This window comes from Paracoccus kondratievae (assembly GCF_009301415.1).
GTDB classification, from domain to species: Bacteria; Pseudomonadota; Alphaproteobacteria; order Rhodobacterales; family Rhodobacteraceae; genus Paracoccus; species Paracoccus kondratievae.
The window spans coordinates 730,051-746,282 of sequence record NZ_CP045073.1 but is presented as its reverse complement, the minus strand read 5'-3'; the positions used below and the strand labels follow the sequence as shown (position 1 = coordinate 746,282).

Below are 16,232 nucleotides of genomic sequence, written 5' to 3'. Positions count from 1 at the left end.
GGGCTAGTTTGACACAGTCGCCGCAAGTCCCGTCGGGACCTCGGCCGGCCTGACGGGAATAACGGGAGTTCGTTGGCGCATGTCCTGGTTCAGCAAGGTTGCCTGGAAAGAGGGGCTGTTTCTGCAGCCTCAGCATCTGCAGCAGGCCGACCGCTATCATGAGTATCTGGTTCAGGCCCGGACCCGGCTGATCACCCCCTATCCCTGGGGCGTGAGTGAGTTGGTGCTGGATCGCGATCAGGCGCAGCAGGGTATACTGGCGCTGCGCGCCGTGGCCGGCATCATGCCTGACGGTACCCCTTTCGACGCGCCGGGCACCGGCCCTTTGCCAGTCCCTGTCCGGGTGCCAGAGGATGCTGCCGGGCAATTCGTCTGGCTGACCCTGCCTGACAGCAGCCCCAACATGCGCGATGCGGCCCCCTATGAAGACGAAGGCGTGGCCACCCGCTGGGGTGTGGTGACGGAAACCGTCAGCGACAGCGCCTCATCCGCCCGGATCGAGCAGGTGCTGGAACTGGCGGTCCCCCGGCTGGAGATCGCCATTCGCAAGACCCCGCGCCCGGGTTATCAGAACCTGCGTCTGGCCCGCATCGCCGAGGTGCGCGACGGCGTGGTCACGCTGGACGAGACCTTTCCCCCGCCTTCGCTGATCATTGGAGCTCATCCGCAGGTCATGGGCTATCTGACCCGCGTCATCGGATGGATCGAGGCGCGTCTGGAAAGCCTTGCGCGTTATGCCACAGATCCCTCGGCCGGAGGCGGCCTGCAGGCCAGCGATTATCTGATGCTGATGACGCTGAACCGGCAGATCGGCGTCTTGCGCCACCTGTCGCGAACGCTGGCGGTGCATCCCGAGCAGCTTTACCGTGAACTGGTCTCGCTGGCCGGTGAACTGGCCAGTTTCGACAGCGCCAGCCGCCATGCTCCGGACTACCCTGCCTATGACCACGAAGACCCCAAGCAAAGCTTTGCCGAGATCGTGGCCGATATTCAGCGTCTGCTGTCGCGCGATGTCGGCCGGGCGATCCGGCTGCCTTTGCAGCAGGTGCGCGAGAATTCGTATCTTGCCGTCGTCGCCGACCGCAACCTGTTCCGCGAGGCAAGCTTTATCATCGAGGTCGAAAGCGCCAAGCCTCTGTCGCAGGTGCAGATGCAATTTCCCGAACTGTGCAAGGTCGGGCCGAACACCCGCATGACCGAGATTGTCAACAACAACCTGCCCGGCATCGCGCTGCAACACCTGCCTAACCCGCCGCGCCAGATCAGGGTGCTGTCCTCGAACGTCTATTTCCGGCTTGAGCGCAATTCGCCTCTGTGGCGTGAGTTTTCCAATGCCACGGCCATCGGCATGCATTTCGCCGGCGACTGGCCGAACCTGAAACTTGAGCTTTGGGCCGTGCCCGAGAGGTCGTAATGGCAGGCAAGGATGACGACGGCGACAAGACAGTCTTCGGCGGCCCGCTGCCCGGACAGTCATCGCAGGGTGCATGGTCACGCCCGGCGCCAGCGGCCGAAGACCCGCGCACGGTGATCGGGCGGCCGCCGGGACAAGCCCCGGGGTCCCCCTTTGGTCAGCCGCCGTCCAGCGGCCAGACCTGGATCAGTGGCGTGCCTCAGCATGGTGGGCCGAGCGGTTATCCTGCCTATCCGCCGCAACCCGGCCCGGCGTCGTCGGGGCCGGGCGGGCAAAGCCCGTTCGGATCTGCCGATCCCTCGCAGATCGGGCGAGCGGCAGGTTCGGATCAGCGCGGCTTTTTCCCCGAACTCGGCGGGCAGCAGGAACCTCAGGCCCGCGTCACGCCGCGTATCCCGCAGGCGCAGGCGATGCAGGTGCGCGAACTGGGTGCTGCCAGCTCATCGAACCCTCTGCTTGCCTCTGCCGCGCCGTTGCTGATCTTGCTGGGCCGGCTGCGCACCGGCCTTGTCGAGTTGCAGGTCGCTCCGCTGATGGAACATGTCACGCGCGAGATCGACCGGTTTGAGCGCAACGCCCTTTCCCACGGCGTCAACCCGCATGAGGCGCTGGTAGCGAAATATGCGCTGTCTGGCACGGCCGACGATATCGTGCAGAACCTGCCCGGCTCGGACCGCGGCAACTGGCAGCAATATTCGATGGTCGCGCGCTTCTTTCACAAGCGCGATTCCGGGGTGGGCTTCTTTCAGGAGGCTGAGAAAGCCCTTTACGCTCCGGCGCAGCATTACAACCTGCTGGAGCTGATGCTGGTCTGCCTGTCGCTGGGGTTCGAGGGCCAGTTCCGCACCATGCCGAACGGTGCGGCGGAACTGTCACGCATCCGCAGCGCCATTTATGAAAGCCTTCGCCGGGTAAATCCGCGCCCGGACGAGGATATTTCCGTCATGTGGACGCCGGTGGTGCAGGGCAAGGCGCGCCGTTTCGGCGCCATTCCGGTGCCGGCGGTGGCGGGTGTAGCCGCCGTGGCGCTGGTTGCGGGCTTTGCCGCGCTGCTGACGCTGATCAACCGTGATGCTTCTGTCACGGCCGAGGATCTGCGCCGGATCACATTGGACGCGCCGGCCCTGCAGATCGACCGCACCCCGGGCGAGGTCTATGTCGCCGAAACTTCGCAGTTGCAACGCATCCGCGATGCCTTCGCGACCGAGATCGCCGATGGCCGTGTCGGCGTCGAGACCAAGGGCGATTACATTGCCATCCGTGTCGGCAACCTGCAGCTTTTTGACCTTGGGTCGGTCAAGGTGAAGCCGGGTTTTGCCGAACTGGCCACCCGTATCGCTGAGGTGTTGAACGCCGAAACTGGCCCGATTCTGATTGAGGGGCATACCGACAATGTGCCCGTCTCGGGTCGGGGACGGTTCAAGGACAATTACCAGATCTCGGCCGCCCGCGCCGAGGGTGTGGCCGGGGTTCTGAAGCCGCTGCTGAAAGACCCTGCCCGCATCGCCACCGAAGGAAGAGGCGAGGACGACCCGGTTGGTGACAACGCCACCCCCGATGGGCAGGCCGCCAACCGTCGGGTCGAGATCATGCTGGCGCGCGAGGGCACCTACGACGCCCCCACCCCGCAGGAGGTCGCGAATTGAGACTGCTCGGATTCTACCTGCCCACCCCACGTTGGAATCAGCATGGCTGGTGGCGCTGGACCGTTACCCTGCTGGGGATCGCGGCGCTTTGCGCGGCGGTTTGGATCGGCGGGCCGATGACGGGCTGGGAACCGCTCACCTCGGTGTTCTGGCGTGGTTTGCTGATCGGGATTATTCTGGTCACGACACTGGCGGTACTGCTGATCCGCTGGCGCCGCCGCGTTCGCGCCGCCCGCGCCATCGAGGCGGCTCTGGTCCCGGCCGAGCCCGAGGGCGATGGCAAGGCGCTGTCCGAAAAGATGACCGAGGCGCTGGCCGTGCTGAAGAAATCCGGCGGCGCGGCCTCGCTTTACGATCTGCCGTGGTATGTCATTATCGGTCCGCCTGGTGCGGGCAAGACGACGGCATTGGCGAACTCGGGCCTTGATTTTCCGCTGGCGCAGACACAGGCGATCAGCGGTTTCGGCGGCACCCGGAACATGGATTTCTGGTTTGCCGAGGATGCGGTGCTGATCGACACCGCCGGGCGCTATACGACGCAGGACAGCGACAAGGTGGCTGACAAGGCCAGCTGGGACGCTTTCCTTGACCTGCTGAAGCGTACCCGACCGAACCGGCCGATCAACGGGGTGATCCTGTCCTTCTCGGCCGAGGACATGATGAAAGAGGATGCAGCCGCCCTGCAAACCCATGCCGAGACGGTGCGCGAACGGCTGGCAGAGCTGCATGAGCATCTAAAGATCGACTTTCCGGTCTATGTGATGTTCACCAAGGCTGACCTGATCGCCGGCTTCCGTGAATATTTCAGCAGTTTCAGCCTGAACCGGCGCAAGCTGGTCTGGGGGGTCACTTTCCAGACTGCCGATCGCAAGGCGCTTACGTATGAGGCGGTTCCGGCTGAATTCGACCGCCTTGTTTCGCGCCTGTCCGATGAGATTATCGACCGCCTTTCCGAGGAGCCGGATGGCGTCGCCCGCATCGCCATTTTCGGCCTGCCGGGACAGATGGCATTGTTGCGCGACAACGTTGCCGCGTTTCTGCGCAAGGTGTTCGAGCCGACGCGCTACAAGACGAACGCCATTCTGCGCGGGTTCTACTTCACCTCGGGCACACAAGAGGGCACGCCCATCGATCAGGTGCTGGGGGCTATTCAGGAACCCGGCATGGGCATCGGCTCGGGCTTCATGTCAGGGCGGGGCAAAAGCTTCTTTATCCATGACCTGTTGCGCGGGGTGATCTTTCCGGAACAGGGCTGGGTCTCGCATGATCGCAAGGCGGTGCGGCGGGCTTTTGTGCTGCGCTCGGTCATGCTGGCGGCGATCGCTGTGGTGACGCTGGGCCTCGGCACTGCCGTGGGTGTCAGCTACTGGAAAAACCGCGAACTGGTGCGCAATGCACAGGCTGACATCGCCGCATGGCGCCGTGACGCAGCCGAGGAGCTGCAGCGCGACGTAATCGACGATCCGAACCTTACCGGGGTGCTGCCGCTGCTGAACGACCTTGCCACCATGCCGGCGGGCTATGGCGACAGCGAAAAACCCGGCCTGTGGGAGGGCTTTGGCCTGTCGCAGCGCGAGCGGCTGAAGAAGGTTGCGACGGAAAGCTACTCCAGCGCGTTAGAGCGCATGCTGCGCCCTCGTCTGATGCTGGATCTGGAAAAGCGGATGCCGCAGATCATCGCCTCGGGCGAGATGACCGAGATTTATCGTGCGCTGAAGGTTTATCTGCTGCTGGGCAAGCAGGGCGGGACGACCGACGATCCTGCCATTGAGGCGTGGTTTGTGCAAAGCTGGCGGCAGGATTACCCGGGCCGGGCCGGGCTGGAAATCATTGACCAGCTCTCGGGCCATCTGAAAGCGATGCTGGCGCTGGACGACCGGACCAATCCGCTGATCAAACCGGATCAGGCGACGGTGGACAAGGCGCGGGCGGCGATTTCGCAATTGCCGCTGGATGAACAGGCCTATGCCATCATCAAGGATGGGGCCTTGGCCGCCGGATTGCCAGATTGGGAGCTGGTGCAGGCGGCGGGAGGCAATGCGGCTACGCAGGTCTTTACCACTCGCGACGGCAGCGATCTGGCGGCGATGACCGTGCCGGGGCTTTACACCTACGAGGGTTTCTGGGGCTACTTCTATGACCAGTTGGCCGTGGTGGGTGAGGATCTGCGCCGCGACCAGTGGGTTCTGGGCGATTTCGCCAGCTCGGCCGAAATCGAAGGCCGGCTGGCGCGGCTGGACCGCGATTTGCTGGACCGCTACCGTGCGGAATTCATCGCGGCATGGAACAAGGTGCTGGACAATCTGACGCTGGTCTCGATGGTCGCGGACAAGCCGCAATATGCGGCGTTGGGGACGGCGGCCCAGGCGCAGAACTCGCCGCTGTTGGATCTGGTCAAATCGGTGGCCGAAGAAACCCGGCTGTCGCGCGAATATGAACAGCTGGACGGCACCATGCAGGAGGCCCAGCCCGGTACGTCCGATGAGGGCGGCAACGCCGGCGGGCTGGCCGATGCTATCGGCAAGCAGGTCGCTTCGCGGGCGCAGTCGCGTTCGACCGGGGTGCAGCGTATCCTGATGGATGCCGCCTTGCAAAATCAGGGCAAAGGTGTGCGCCGCGCCGGTGTCGGTGCCGCCGAGGCTGAAAGCAACAGTGTCACCGCCCCTATTGAGGCAATCTCAAAGGCGTTCGAGAACTGGCAGCTACTGGTCGTGGGTGAGCCGGGCAGGCGACCCATCGACACGCTTCTGGGGAATCTGGGTGCGATCTGGGAAAACCTGCGGCTGGCCGAGCATAACCCCGACCAGTCAGCGGCCGCGCTGCCAACGCTGCTGAACACGCTGACGCAGTATAATTCGCAATTGCCCGAGCCGCTGGCACGTATGGTCACCAGGACCGAGGGGGATTTCCGCTCGGGTGCCTCGGATGCCTCGATCGAGGTGATGAACAGGGCGCTGACCGACCGCATCACCTTCATGTGCCGTGACACCATCGCGCCGGTCTATCCCTTTGCCGACAGTTCACGCAGCCTGTCCATCGACAATTTCGCCCGTTTCTTTGGACCGGGCGGCGAGATGGACAGATATTTCACCGAGTATCTGGAACCCTATGTCGAACGTACGCCCGAAGGGCTGTCATGGCGCGCCGACAAAGAGATCGCCCAACGCCTTTCCACCGCCACCCTGCGCCAGTTCGAGCGGGCCGAGCGTATCCGCCGCGCCTTTTTTGCCGGCGGCGGCACCAGCCCTTCGGTCGAACTGACGGTGGCGCAGGTCGACGCGCATCCGACAGTGCGCTCGGCTTTGCTGGTCATCAACGACATGCGGGTGGAAACGGCCACCGGCTCGCTGCCGCGCACGGTGATCTGGCCGGGGACGGGTAAATCCACGATCCTTGTGCTGGAACCGCCACTCGAACGCGATTCGGTGCTACGTTTTGAGGGTAGTTCGTGGACCTTTATGCAGTTTCTCGCCTCGGCCCGCTACAAGGAACAGCGCGGGGATACGCTGCGTGCGACCTTCATGCTGGGTGGGCGCAATATCACCTATGATTTTACCATCAATGCTGTGACCAACCCCTTTACCATGCCCGAAATCAGGGATTTCCAATGTCCGCAGAGCATCGACTGATCACAGGCGAGGCCGGGCTTTACGGCAAGCATCCCGGTTTTGGCGATTTCGTTTCGGCCGGGCTTGCCGAAGGCTGGCGCGGTTTTGGCGATTGGGTGCAGGCTGCTTTGGGTCAGTGGCGCGACGGCTTGGGCGAAGACTGGCAGGCGCGTTTCGACGCCGCGCCCGTATTGTGCTTCTGGATCGGGCCAGTGCTTTGCGGTATCGGCCAATCGTTGCGGGGCATCATGGCTCCGTCGCGTGATCGTAGCGGGCGGCGCTTTCCCCTGGCAGTTGCGCAGACTGGCGGCGCGGCACCGGTCCTGGACCCGGCGCAGGACTTCTACGCTGCCGCTGCCCAGGCACTGGCCGCCCTGCTGGCCACACCGGGTTTCGAGCCGCGCGAGGCGCAGGCGGCGCTGGACCTGCCGTCCCCCGGGGCAGAGGGTCCCGGCTGGCCCGGCTTCTGGGCCGGCAATCCGGCTCTGGGACCGCAGGCTTTGTTGGCGCAGCTGGCAGGCGCCGACCATGCCCATGCGACGGCGGCGCGCAGCTACTGGTGGTTTTCCGGTGGCGAGGATGGCCCATCCGGCGTGCTGTGCTGCCAAGGCTGGCCCAGCACGGAAGAGCTGGACTGGCTGTTGCGCGCCGGTCAGGGGCCGAAGGTTCCGGCATGAACGGTACCGCATCCGGATTCCTCTACGATTTCGCGGCGCTGACCGATCGTGGATGTCGGCGAGAGCAGAATGAGGACAGCGTGATCGCCCTGCCGGAATACGGTGTCTGGGCGGTCGCTGACGGCATGGGTGGCCATGCGGCCGGAGAGATTGCCAGCGGCATCATCGTCGAGGAGCTTGCCTCGACCGGGATACCGGTCAGCGCGCAGGACCAGCGCGCCCGGGTAATCGAACGTATCGACCGTGCCAATCGCCGCATCCGCAACCATACCGGCGAGAATGGCGGTGCCGGTTCGACCGTGGCGGCGCTGCTGCTGCACGAAACCGAGCTGACCTGTGTCTGGGCGGGCGATAGTCGCATCTACCTGCTGCGCGATGGCCGGCTGACCCGGCTGACCCGCGACCATAGCGAGGTCGAGATGCTGATTGCCTCGGGCCGGATGACCGAGGTCGAGGCGCGCGCCTCGGGCCGGCGTAACGTCATTACCCGCGCCATTGGCCTTGGCCCTGCCGCCGAGCCGGAACTGGTCACCGGACTTGCCAAGGACCGGGATCGCTTTCTGATCTGCTCTGACGGACTGACCGAGCATTTTGAGGATGCCGAGATCGCCGCCCTGCTAGGAGAGGCTGCCCGGGCGTCAGAGGTTGCCGCGCGGCTGATTGCCGGCACGCTGGAACGTGGTGCGCGCGACAATGTCAGTGTGATCGTGGTTGACTGTCTGGTCCCGCCACCTTCACCGGGCGAGGCGGAGGATATGGAGCGGCCATGACAGGCACGCCGCCCGAAGAACCCGCAGACAGCGGGTCAAATACCGACCGTACGATCATGGCACCTTTGGACGCGCCCGCTGACGATGTGCCGGCAGCAGATGCGACGGTCTGCCTGGCCACTGCGCAGCCGCCCGGGGCGGCGCGGCTGGTCAAGCCAGGTACCCTGATCAACAACAATTACCGTATCATCTCGCTGGTCAGCGTCGGTGGTATGGGCGAGGTCTATCGGGCCGAAAACGTCTTCACCGGTGATCCGGTTGCGGTCAAGGTGATCCTGCCCAATCTCGCTGATGATCAGGCGGTGCTGGAGATGTTCCGGCATGAGGCCCGGGTGCTGGTGCAACTGCACGACGAAGCCATCGTGCGCTACCACAATTTTGTGCTGGACCCCGATCTGGGCCGCTATTGCCTGATCATGGAGTTCGTCGAGGGCCGGCATCTGGGCGACCGGCTAAAGGGTGATGGCGCGCTGGACGACGTCGGCGCGCTGACGCTGATGCGCCGTATCGGTGCTGGTCTGGCACGGGCGCATGATCAGGGCGTCACCCATCGTGACCTTTCGCCTGATAATGTCATCTTGCGTAACGACAGGGTCGACGAAGCGGTGCTGATCGACTTTGGCATCGCCCGTTCGACCGAGCTGGGGGACGGGCTGGCAGGACGCTTTGCCGGTAAGTTCAAATATATCGCTCCCGAACAGCTGGGCCATTGGGGCGGTGGCGTTGGTCCGCACACCGATGTCTACGGGCTGGCGCTGCTGATCGCCGCCGTGGCGCGCGGCCAACCGCTTGAGATGGGCGATTCCGTGGTCTCGGCCTCGGCAGCGCGACAGGAGATTCCCAATCTGGACGGCATCTCGCACCGGCTGTTCCCGCTGTTGCAGCATATGCTTGAACCGGACCCGGCCCGGCGTCCGGCGGATATGGGAACGGTGCTGCGGATGATGGATGACCCGTCGCTGATTGCATCGCGCTATCGGCTGCCGCTTTGGGGTGGCCGGACGCCTGAACCCGTCACCGGCGGCTTTGTCACCGGCCCCGATCCGTCGGGGCAGCTGCATTCCGCTACCCCCTTTGACATGATTCCTGCGCCGTCCTCGCCCCAGCCCGTGCCGGAACCGGTGCAGATTGCACCGCGCCGGAACTGGCTGTTGATCAGCGGTGGCGCGGCTGTCGCGGTGATGGCTGTTGCGGCGCTGCTGCTGACCCGTCCCGAGGTGACAACGTCCCGTCCCGAACCCGCACCTCTGGCCCCTGATCTGATCCCGCGCGATCCGGTCACGCGTGAGGGTTTTCTTGCGGAGCAGCCTTTGCCCGCCTGCGCGCTGGCCGAGCGGATCGGCGCCGGGCCGCATGCCGGGCAGATCCTGCTGCTGGCCCCGGCCGATCTGGATGCCGGGCCGCTGCTGGCTGCCTATGGCGCTCAGTTCGGCGTGACCCCTTCGCTGCGTCGGGTCGAGGTCGCGCCGGATCAATGCCCGGTTCTGGATTTCCTGCGCGAAGTCTCCGGCCGCCCCGCGCCGGCGGTGCTGCTGCAGGCGCAGGCTGCCAGCGCCGGGGGGCAACTGCAGGTGCGCGGTTCGGTCGATGCGCAGCAAGGGCGGAACCTGTGGCTGTGGATCGTGCCGCCTTCGGGCGAGGTTTACGACCTCTCCCCGCAGCTTGGCGCGGCAGAAGGTGGCGACCGGTCCTTTGGCTTTGCACTGGCGGATGCACGTGGCGAGGAGGCCGGGAAAAACGGCTATCTGTTGGTCGCTTTGTCCACCAACGCGCCGATTGCGGCGGTGGCGGCGGCCCCCTCGGGTGTGCCGGCAACGGAACTGTTGCCGCGTGTGCTGAATGAGTTGCGCGCGGCCGGCGAGGCGCCTTCTATGGCCGTGCAGGTGTTGGGAGCGAACCCGGCGCCCTAGGCCGGTGCCCGTACCGCGTGCCGCACGCGGGGCATGTTTCAAACAGACAGGCCGACTGAGCCGTACCTTTGAAGCAGACGAACTGCCTGAAGGGTCAGAGCATATGAGCCATCTGTCCGGCGATTGGGGTAGAACGGCTTTGCTGCCCGGGCAAAGCACGGGATTCGTCTTATGAAACCAGCATGGTGGGTCCCGGTAGACCTTTCGGTTTTCGCACGCCCCCGGGTTGTTGGCCATGGCCTCATGGCGCGGCGTTTCTTGTCTGCCGCAAGAGCTGCCGGCCCGGACCCGGAGAATGGTGGGCCGGCATTCTTTTCGCAGCAGGTCGACGGCTGGGTATGCCCGTTGCGAGGGGTTTGGTCGCGGCATCTGTCGGGCTGCCAGTCCAAACCGTGCCAGACGCAACAGAGGTTGCGGATCTTGCCCAGCGGTTTCATAGTCGCCAACGTTCAGAGTTCTGCATGTGACGGCCCGGGATGGATGCGACAGCTATAGATGAGAGGACCAAGCCTCCGCGGCGGATGCTGCGTGACGCGACGCCTGCAGAGCTTTTCGCCGACATCCCGCAGCTGGCCGAACTGGTCAAGCTGCGCGCGCGGGAGGGTGAGGACGGGCTGAGCTTTCTGGCCCGGCTGCGCGCCTCGACCACGCCCGAAGAGGCAGTGACCTTTACCGCCTTCGCTGCCCTGCCCAGCGTGGCGACGGGGTGGGGCTATGAATGTCTGCGTCTGATGGCCGATCACCTGCAACCGCATGATCGCCCGGTGATGGAACGTATCGCGACATGGCTGGCCTCGCCCAGTACCAGACAGCGGCACGAACTTATGCGCGACGCGCTTTGGGCGCCATCGCGCAGCCCGGCTGTGCTACTGGCGCTGGCGGTGGGCTGGTCCACGGGTACGCCCGCACCGAATGATCCCGAACGCTCACCCGCGCATAAGACCCCGGTGGCCCTGAACAGTGCTGTATTGTCCTGCCTCGCGCGCGCTGAACTGTCCCGGCGCTCATTTTATCTGGCTCGGTTTCTGGACATGGCTGAGGCGTTGTTCCGTGCCTATTGACGCAAGATGAAGCTGACCCTGCAAATCGAGAATTTTCACGTCCTGGATGATGGTGGTCCGGTTAGCGTCGTTGTACCGGAACGCGGTATTCAGGTCGGGCGCGGCGTCGGTATGGACTGGGTGCTGCCCGATGCCAGCCGCTATATTTCGGGCCATCACTTTGATGTCGGGTTCGAGGGCGGGCGCTGGGTTTTGCGCGACTGTTCGACCAACGGGACATTCCTGCAAGGCCAGCGGCATCGTCTGGATGGACCTCATGCGCTGAGCCATGGCGATCGTTTCCAGGTCGGGCAGTATATCGTCGTCGCGCTGTTCGACATGCCGGCAGAACAGCCGATGACGCCCGAATCGCTGCCGGTGCACCGCGTGGACAGCCCGGTGGACGAAGCGGTGATCGACGACCCATGGGCAATTGCCCCGGCGGTCGAGCCGATAGATGTGGGCCCCGGGGTCGAGCAGCGCCGCGGCCCGGATTTCGCCAGCGATTTCGTGAAGTTCCCTGTGTATCAACCGGCCCCGCGCTCTGCCGAGCCGGTACCGGAACCCGTGGCTGAGGACCCCTCGACCTTCCTGCGCGCTTTTTGCGAGGGTGCTGGTATCCCGGTCGAGATGGCGCGCCATGTTGCGGCCGAGGATCTGGCCCGGGCGTTGGGCCAGGCAATGCGTACGATTGCCGATCAGGTCATGGCCGCGCTTCAGGATCGGGCCGCAGCTCGACATTTCACCCGCTCGGCCACGCGTACCATGCGTGGGGCGACCGACAACAATCCGCTGAAATTCCTGCCAGATGCAGGCGAGGCGCTGGATGCGCTATTCCTGCGTCCGCGTGCCGGTTTCATGACCGGTGCCGAGGGTTTCGACAATGCGCTGGGCGATCTGCGCCGCCACCAGGCCGCGCTGTTTGCCGCCTTGCAGCCGGCGCTGTTGGGTCTGGTGGCTGAGCTTGCCCCCGAAGAGATCGAGGGCACAGCGAAATCTGGCGGGCTTATCGGCAATCGCAAGGCTCGTGCCTGGGACGAATATGTCGCCCGCTGGGATGCCCGTACCGCCAGCGAGAACGGCATTCTGGATGAATTTTTGCGTTTGTTCGCCGAGGCCTATCGCAAGGCGGATGACGGCGGTGGCCCGGGGCTTTAGCCTGGGCGCGACTTTCAGAAAGGGGCTTCGGAATTGGCCGATTTCAATTTACTCGAACCGATCTCGTCCGAGGAGCCTTGCGGCCCCGACCTCGAACAGCAGGATGATGAGGAATTCCTGGATTACTATTTCGAGGCCGAGTCTCGTCTGCCCGAGCGTTATTTCATCCCCAGCCAGACCGGCAATCAGGACCAGTCAGATCCCCGTGCATTGAAAGACCGGCTGTTCGACCCGCGTTCGGTTCGGTTGGATGAGGAAACAGCCGCCATTACCGCGCTGTTGCACCGCTCACGCGATCTGCGCTTGCTAAGTCTGCTGGCACGCTTCCAGATTCTGGCTGGGAGGCTGGAGGAATTTACCTCGACTGTCGAGGATATGGCAGCGGCGTTGGCGCAATGGCCCGAGGACATCCATCCGCAGGGCGCCGACCGGCGCTCGGCCATCGAGGCGCTGAACACGCAGGCGACGGTCGTGATGCCGCTGCTGCACCTGCCGTTGCTGCCCGAGACGAATGTGACGCTACGTCGCTATATGGTGGTGACCGGCAAGGCCACGCCCCGCAGTTCCGAGGCGGATCTGGAGGGCACCGACTTCATGGGGCCGCTGCGCAGCGACGCAAAGCTTGCGGCCCTGACTGCGACGCATGGCCGACTGCTGCGGCTGTCTGATGCCATTCATCGCCTGACACGGGTAGCGGCAGCGCAGGCGACGGCACCCTTTCATCCCGATCTTGCTGCCCTGCGCAGCGCGATCGAGGACATGCAGCAGATGATTGCTACGGCCCGGCCAGAGCTGCGCCCCTGGCAGCCGGGCATCGTGCAAGAGCCGGCGCAGCCACAGGGGGATGAGCCGGTGGCAGGGCTGGTCCCCATTCCGCAGGCGCCGGTGGGCGACCGTCCGGTTTTCGACCGTGCCACAGCGGCGGCGGCGCTGGATGCGGCCTGCAACTGGCTGGCTGTGCACGAACCATCTTCGCCCGCGCTGGTTCTGGTGGCGCAGGCGCGGGAGCTTATCGGCAAGCCGCTGGTTGAGGCATTGCGGATCCTGATGCCTGCCGAGGCCGGGCGCGCGCTGCTGAAAATCGGACAAGGCACACCCTTCGCCCTGCCGATGGAGCGGTTGCAGGCGCTGACACAGGCCGGGCTGGATGGTCAGCCGGCAGGCGAAAATCCGCCTAAGCCCATGCAACCCATTGTCCGGCGGGCAGATCTTGTTGCAACTCTGTTGGGAGTTGAGGGATATTATACAAATAATGAACCGGCCAGTCCTGTGCCATTGCTACTCGCAAAAGGGCGTGACATGCTGCACGCGCGCTTTGACGCTATTATCGCGGAGTTACTTGCAGCGGCCCCGCCGTCCGGTGAAAACTAGGCGATATTGCGGGCATTGACTTGGTGTTGGTTTTGCAGTTTGCCTTGTGCAATGGAGGATTGATCTGATGGCTTCGGACAAGGCGACCGATTTTATCAAGCGCAACCGCCCGCCTCGGGTGAATATTTCGTACGAAGATCCCTACGATTCCGAGAAGATGGTCGAGTTGCCCTTTGTCATGGGTGTGATGTCCGACCTGTCGGGTAATGCCTCGGACGTCGAGAAGCCCGAGATGGACGTGCGCGACTTTGTCGATGTGACTGCCTCGTCGCTTGACGACTACATGAAAAGCGTGGCCCCCGGCGTCAGCTTCAATGTCGAGAACAAGCTGAGCGACGGCGATGACCGGTTGGGCGTGTCGCTGACCTTCCAAAGCATGGATGATTTCAATCCGGCTGCCGTGGCGCGCCAGATTCCGGCGCTGAAAAAACTGCTGGAGGCACGCCAGCATCTGGCCAACCTGCAACGCTACATGAACTCGAAACCCAAGGCGCAGGAGCAGCTTCGCAAGCTTTTGGCTGACCCCGAGCTGATGGCTGCGCTGGCTGAGCGCGAAAAGACGAAACCCGCCGAGGAAGAGGATAGCTGATGGCGCAGGAATCGCAGGCCCAGGTTGCCAGTCAGGACGCTCTTGGGAGCCTGGACGAGTTTTCGGATATCCTCAAGCAGACCATCAAGCCGCGCACCGATGTCGCCGCTAAAGAGGTGGACAATGCCGTCGCCGCGCTGGTGCGCGAAGCGTTGGATGACGAAAGCCTGATCGCCGAGGATGTGATCGACACGATCGATGCCATTCTGTCGAAGCTGGATCAGAAACTGACCGAGCAACTGAACGAGGTCATCCACCACGAGGAATTCCAGAAGCTGGAATCCAGTTGGCGCGGCTTGGCCTATACGGTCAACCACTCCGAGACGGACGCTTCACTGCGAATCAAGGTGATGAACGTCTCGAAAAAGGAACTGCAGCAGATGTTCCGGCGCTATCCCGGCGCTAAATGGGACAAATCTCCGCTGAACCTGCGTATCTACGAGGCGGAATTCGGCACGTTGGGCGGCAAGCCCTTTGGCGCGCTGATCGGGGACTATTATTTCGATCATTCGACGGCTGATGTGGCCCTGCTGCGCGATATTTCCAAGATCGCCGCAGTTGCTCATGCGCCCTTTATTTCAGCGGCCTCTCCCGAATTGCTGGGCATGGACAGCTGGACCGAGATCGGCACTCCGCCTGACCTGTCCGAGATATTCGATACGCCTGATTACGCTGCATGGAACAGTATGCGCGATTCCGAGAATTCGCGCTATCTGGCGCTGACCTTGCCGCGTGTGCTGTCGCGCGAACCCTACGGTCAGAACTCCAACTCTGTCGTCGAGGAGTTCAACTTCGAGGAAGAGACTGATGGCCATGCCGGCACCAAATACGCCTGGATGAACTCAGCCCATGCGATGGCGGTGAACATCAACCGTGCGCATAAAGAGCACGGCTGGACCGTGCATATCCGTGGGGTGCAGTCGGGCGGCGAGGTGCTGAACCTGCCGACGCATAACTTTGACAGCGGCGATGGCTCCAAGGATCTGAAGTGTCCGACCGAAGTGTCGATCACAGACCGGCGTGAGGGAGAGCTTTCCAAGGCCGGGCTGATCGGGCTGATCCATCGCAAGCATACTGACAAGGCCGCCTTCATCGGTGCGCAAACGCTGTATCGGCCCAAGAAATATGTGGATGAGCAGGCTACGGCCTCGGACAATCTGTCTTCGCGCCTGCCGTATATTTTCGCGGTGTCACGTTTCAGCCATTATTTGAAGTGTATGGTTCGCGACAAGATCGGTCAAAGTCCAGATCGTCTGCAATTGCAGACACAGTTGCAGACCTGGATCAACAAATACGTTTCCGGCAACCCGGAAAGTGCGACCGAGCGTGAAAAGGCCAAGAAACCTTTGGCCGGAGCGAAGGTAGAAGTGGTGGAAGATGAGGAGAATCCCGGTTACTATATGGGAAAATTCTTCCTGAAACCACATTTCCAATTGGAAGGTATGGATGTGGGCATGTCGCTCGTTTCCAAGCTTCCGAAAAAGTAACCAGTTGATACTCAAATCGTAGGAGTGACTAAATGGCTGTCGACATCTTTCTGAAGCTCTCGAACAATATTAAGGGAGAGTCCCAGGATGACACCCATAAGGACGAGATTGATGTCCTGGCCTGGAACTGGGGCCTGACCCAGTCGGGCACCACGCATGTCGGCTCGGGCGGCGGCGGCGGCAAGGTCAATGTGCAGGACATCACCTTGACCAAATATGTTGATCTGGCGACTAACGATCTGATCAAGCGCTGCACTAACGGTGAGCATATCGAATCGGGCGAACTGATCGTGCGGAAATCGGGCGGCGCAGCCCCGGTTGAATATTTCCGGATCAAGATGAGCAAAATCATGATCACGAGCTATTCGACTGGCGGTGCCAAGGACGGTCTTGACCGCATTCAGGAGACGCTGACCCTGAACTTCCGCAAGTTCGAGGTGGCCTATACCCTTCAGGAAGACACCGGCGCCGCTGGTGCCGAAACCTTGGCCGGCTGGGACATCGCCGAAAACAAGGAATGGAGCGCCTAAGCGCCTCACGACCTTCCATCGCCGACAGGGGC

Annotated in this window: 12 protein-coding genes; all 12 read left to right on the top strand. The window is 63.2% G+C overall.

The genetic code is table 11. The annotated features are described in order from the left end of the window. The first annotated feature begins 79 nt into the window (after positions 1-79). The 12 genes from tssK (at position 80) to F8A10_RS14945 (ending at position 16,200) form a co-directional block, all read left to right on the top strand. Positions 80-1,414, top strand: a complete 1,335-nt coding sequence (tssK, locus tag F8A10_RS15000) for a type VI secretion system baseplate subunit TssK (protein WP_152367747.1) — start codon at positions 80-82, stop codon at positions 1,412-1,414. Beyond that, positions 1,414-3,060: a type IVB secretion system protein IcmH/DotU gene (gene icmH, locus F8A10_RS14995; RefSeq protein WP_152367746.1), complete on the top strand. Its 1,647-nt coding sequence runs from the start codon at positions 1,414-1,416 to the stop codon at positions 3,058-3,060. Before tssK ends, icmH begins: the two co-directional genes overlap by 1 nt. Further along, entirely contained in the window at positions 3,057-6,689 is a 3,633-nt protein-coding gene (gene tssM / locus F8A10_RS14990; RefSeq protein WP_152367745.1) for a type VI secretion system membrane subunit TssM, read from the top strand. The genes icmH and tssM overlap by 4 nt, the downstream gene beginning before the upstream one ends. Then, the gene (tagF, locus tag F8A10_RS14985; protein ID WP_152367744.1) at positions 6,668-7,345 is read left to right on the top strand and encodes a type VI secretion system-associated protein TagF; all 678 of its coding nucleotides are present in this window, start codon (positions 6,668-6,670) and stop codon (positions 7,343-7,345) included. The genes tssM and tagF overlap by 22 nt, the downstream gene beginning before the upstream one ends. Further along, positions 7,342-8,115 (top strand): PP2C family protein-serine/threonine phosphatase, encoded by a 774-nt coding sequence (locus F8A10_RS14980; RefSeq protein WP_152367743.1) that lies wholly within the window; start codon positions 7,342-7,344, stop codon positions 8,113-8,115. Before tagF ends, F8A10_RS14980 begins: the two co-directional genes overlap by 4 nt. Beyond that, positions 8,112-10,025, top strand: a complete 1,914-nt coding sequence (locus F8A10_RS14975) for a serine/threonine-protein kinase (RefSeq protein WP_152367742.1) — start codon at positions 8,112-8,114, stop codon at positions 10,023-10,025. Before F8A10_RS14980 ends, F8A10_RS14975 begins: the two co-directional genes overlap by 4 nt. A 476-nt stretch (positions 10,026-10,501) precedes the next feature. Further along, positions 10,502-11,086, top strand: a complete 585-nt coding sequence (locus F8A10_RS14970) for a DUF6931 family protein (protein WP_227493526.1) — start codon at positions 10,502-10,504, stop codon at positions 11,084-11,086. A 6-nt stretch (positions 11,087-11,092) separates the two neighbouring features. After that, complete coding sequence (tagH, locus tag F8A10_RS14965) at positions 11,093-12,223, top strand: type VI secretion system-associated FHA domain protein TagH (RefSeq protein ID WP_152367741.1); 1,131 nt, start codon at positions 11,093-11,095, stop codon at positions 12,221-12,223. Positions 12,224-12,256: 33 nt separating this feature from the next. Continuing rightward, a complete protein-coding gene (locus F8A10_RS14960) occupies positions 12,257-13,594 on the top strand; it encodes a type VI secretion system ImpA family N-terminal domain-containing protein (RefSeq protein WP_152367740.1) in 1,338 nt (445 codons plus the stop codon). Between the two features lie 67 nt (positions 13,595-13,661). Then, entirely contained in the window at positions 13,662-14,183 is a 522-nt protein-coding gene (gene tssB / locus F8A10_RS14955) for a type VI secretion system contractile sheath small subunit (protein WP_152367739.1), read from the top strand. Next, positions 14,183-15,670 carry a type VI secretion system contractile sheath large subunit gene (gene tssC / locus F8A10_RS14950; RefSeq protein ID WP_152367738.1) on the top strand — a complete coding sequence of 496 codons (1,488 nt, stop codon included), beginning with the start codon at positions 14,183-14,185 and terminating at the stop codon, positions 15,668-15,670. Before tssB ends, tssC begins: the two co-directional genes overlap by 1 nt. A 32-nt stretch (positions 15,671-15,702) precedes the next feature. Next, entirely contained in the window at positions 15,703-16,200 is a 498-nt protein-coding gene (locus tag F8A10_RS14945; protein WP_152367737.1) for an Hcp family type VI secretion system effector, read from the top strand. The last annotated feature ends 32 nt before the right edge of the window (positions 16,201-16,232 follow it).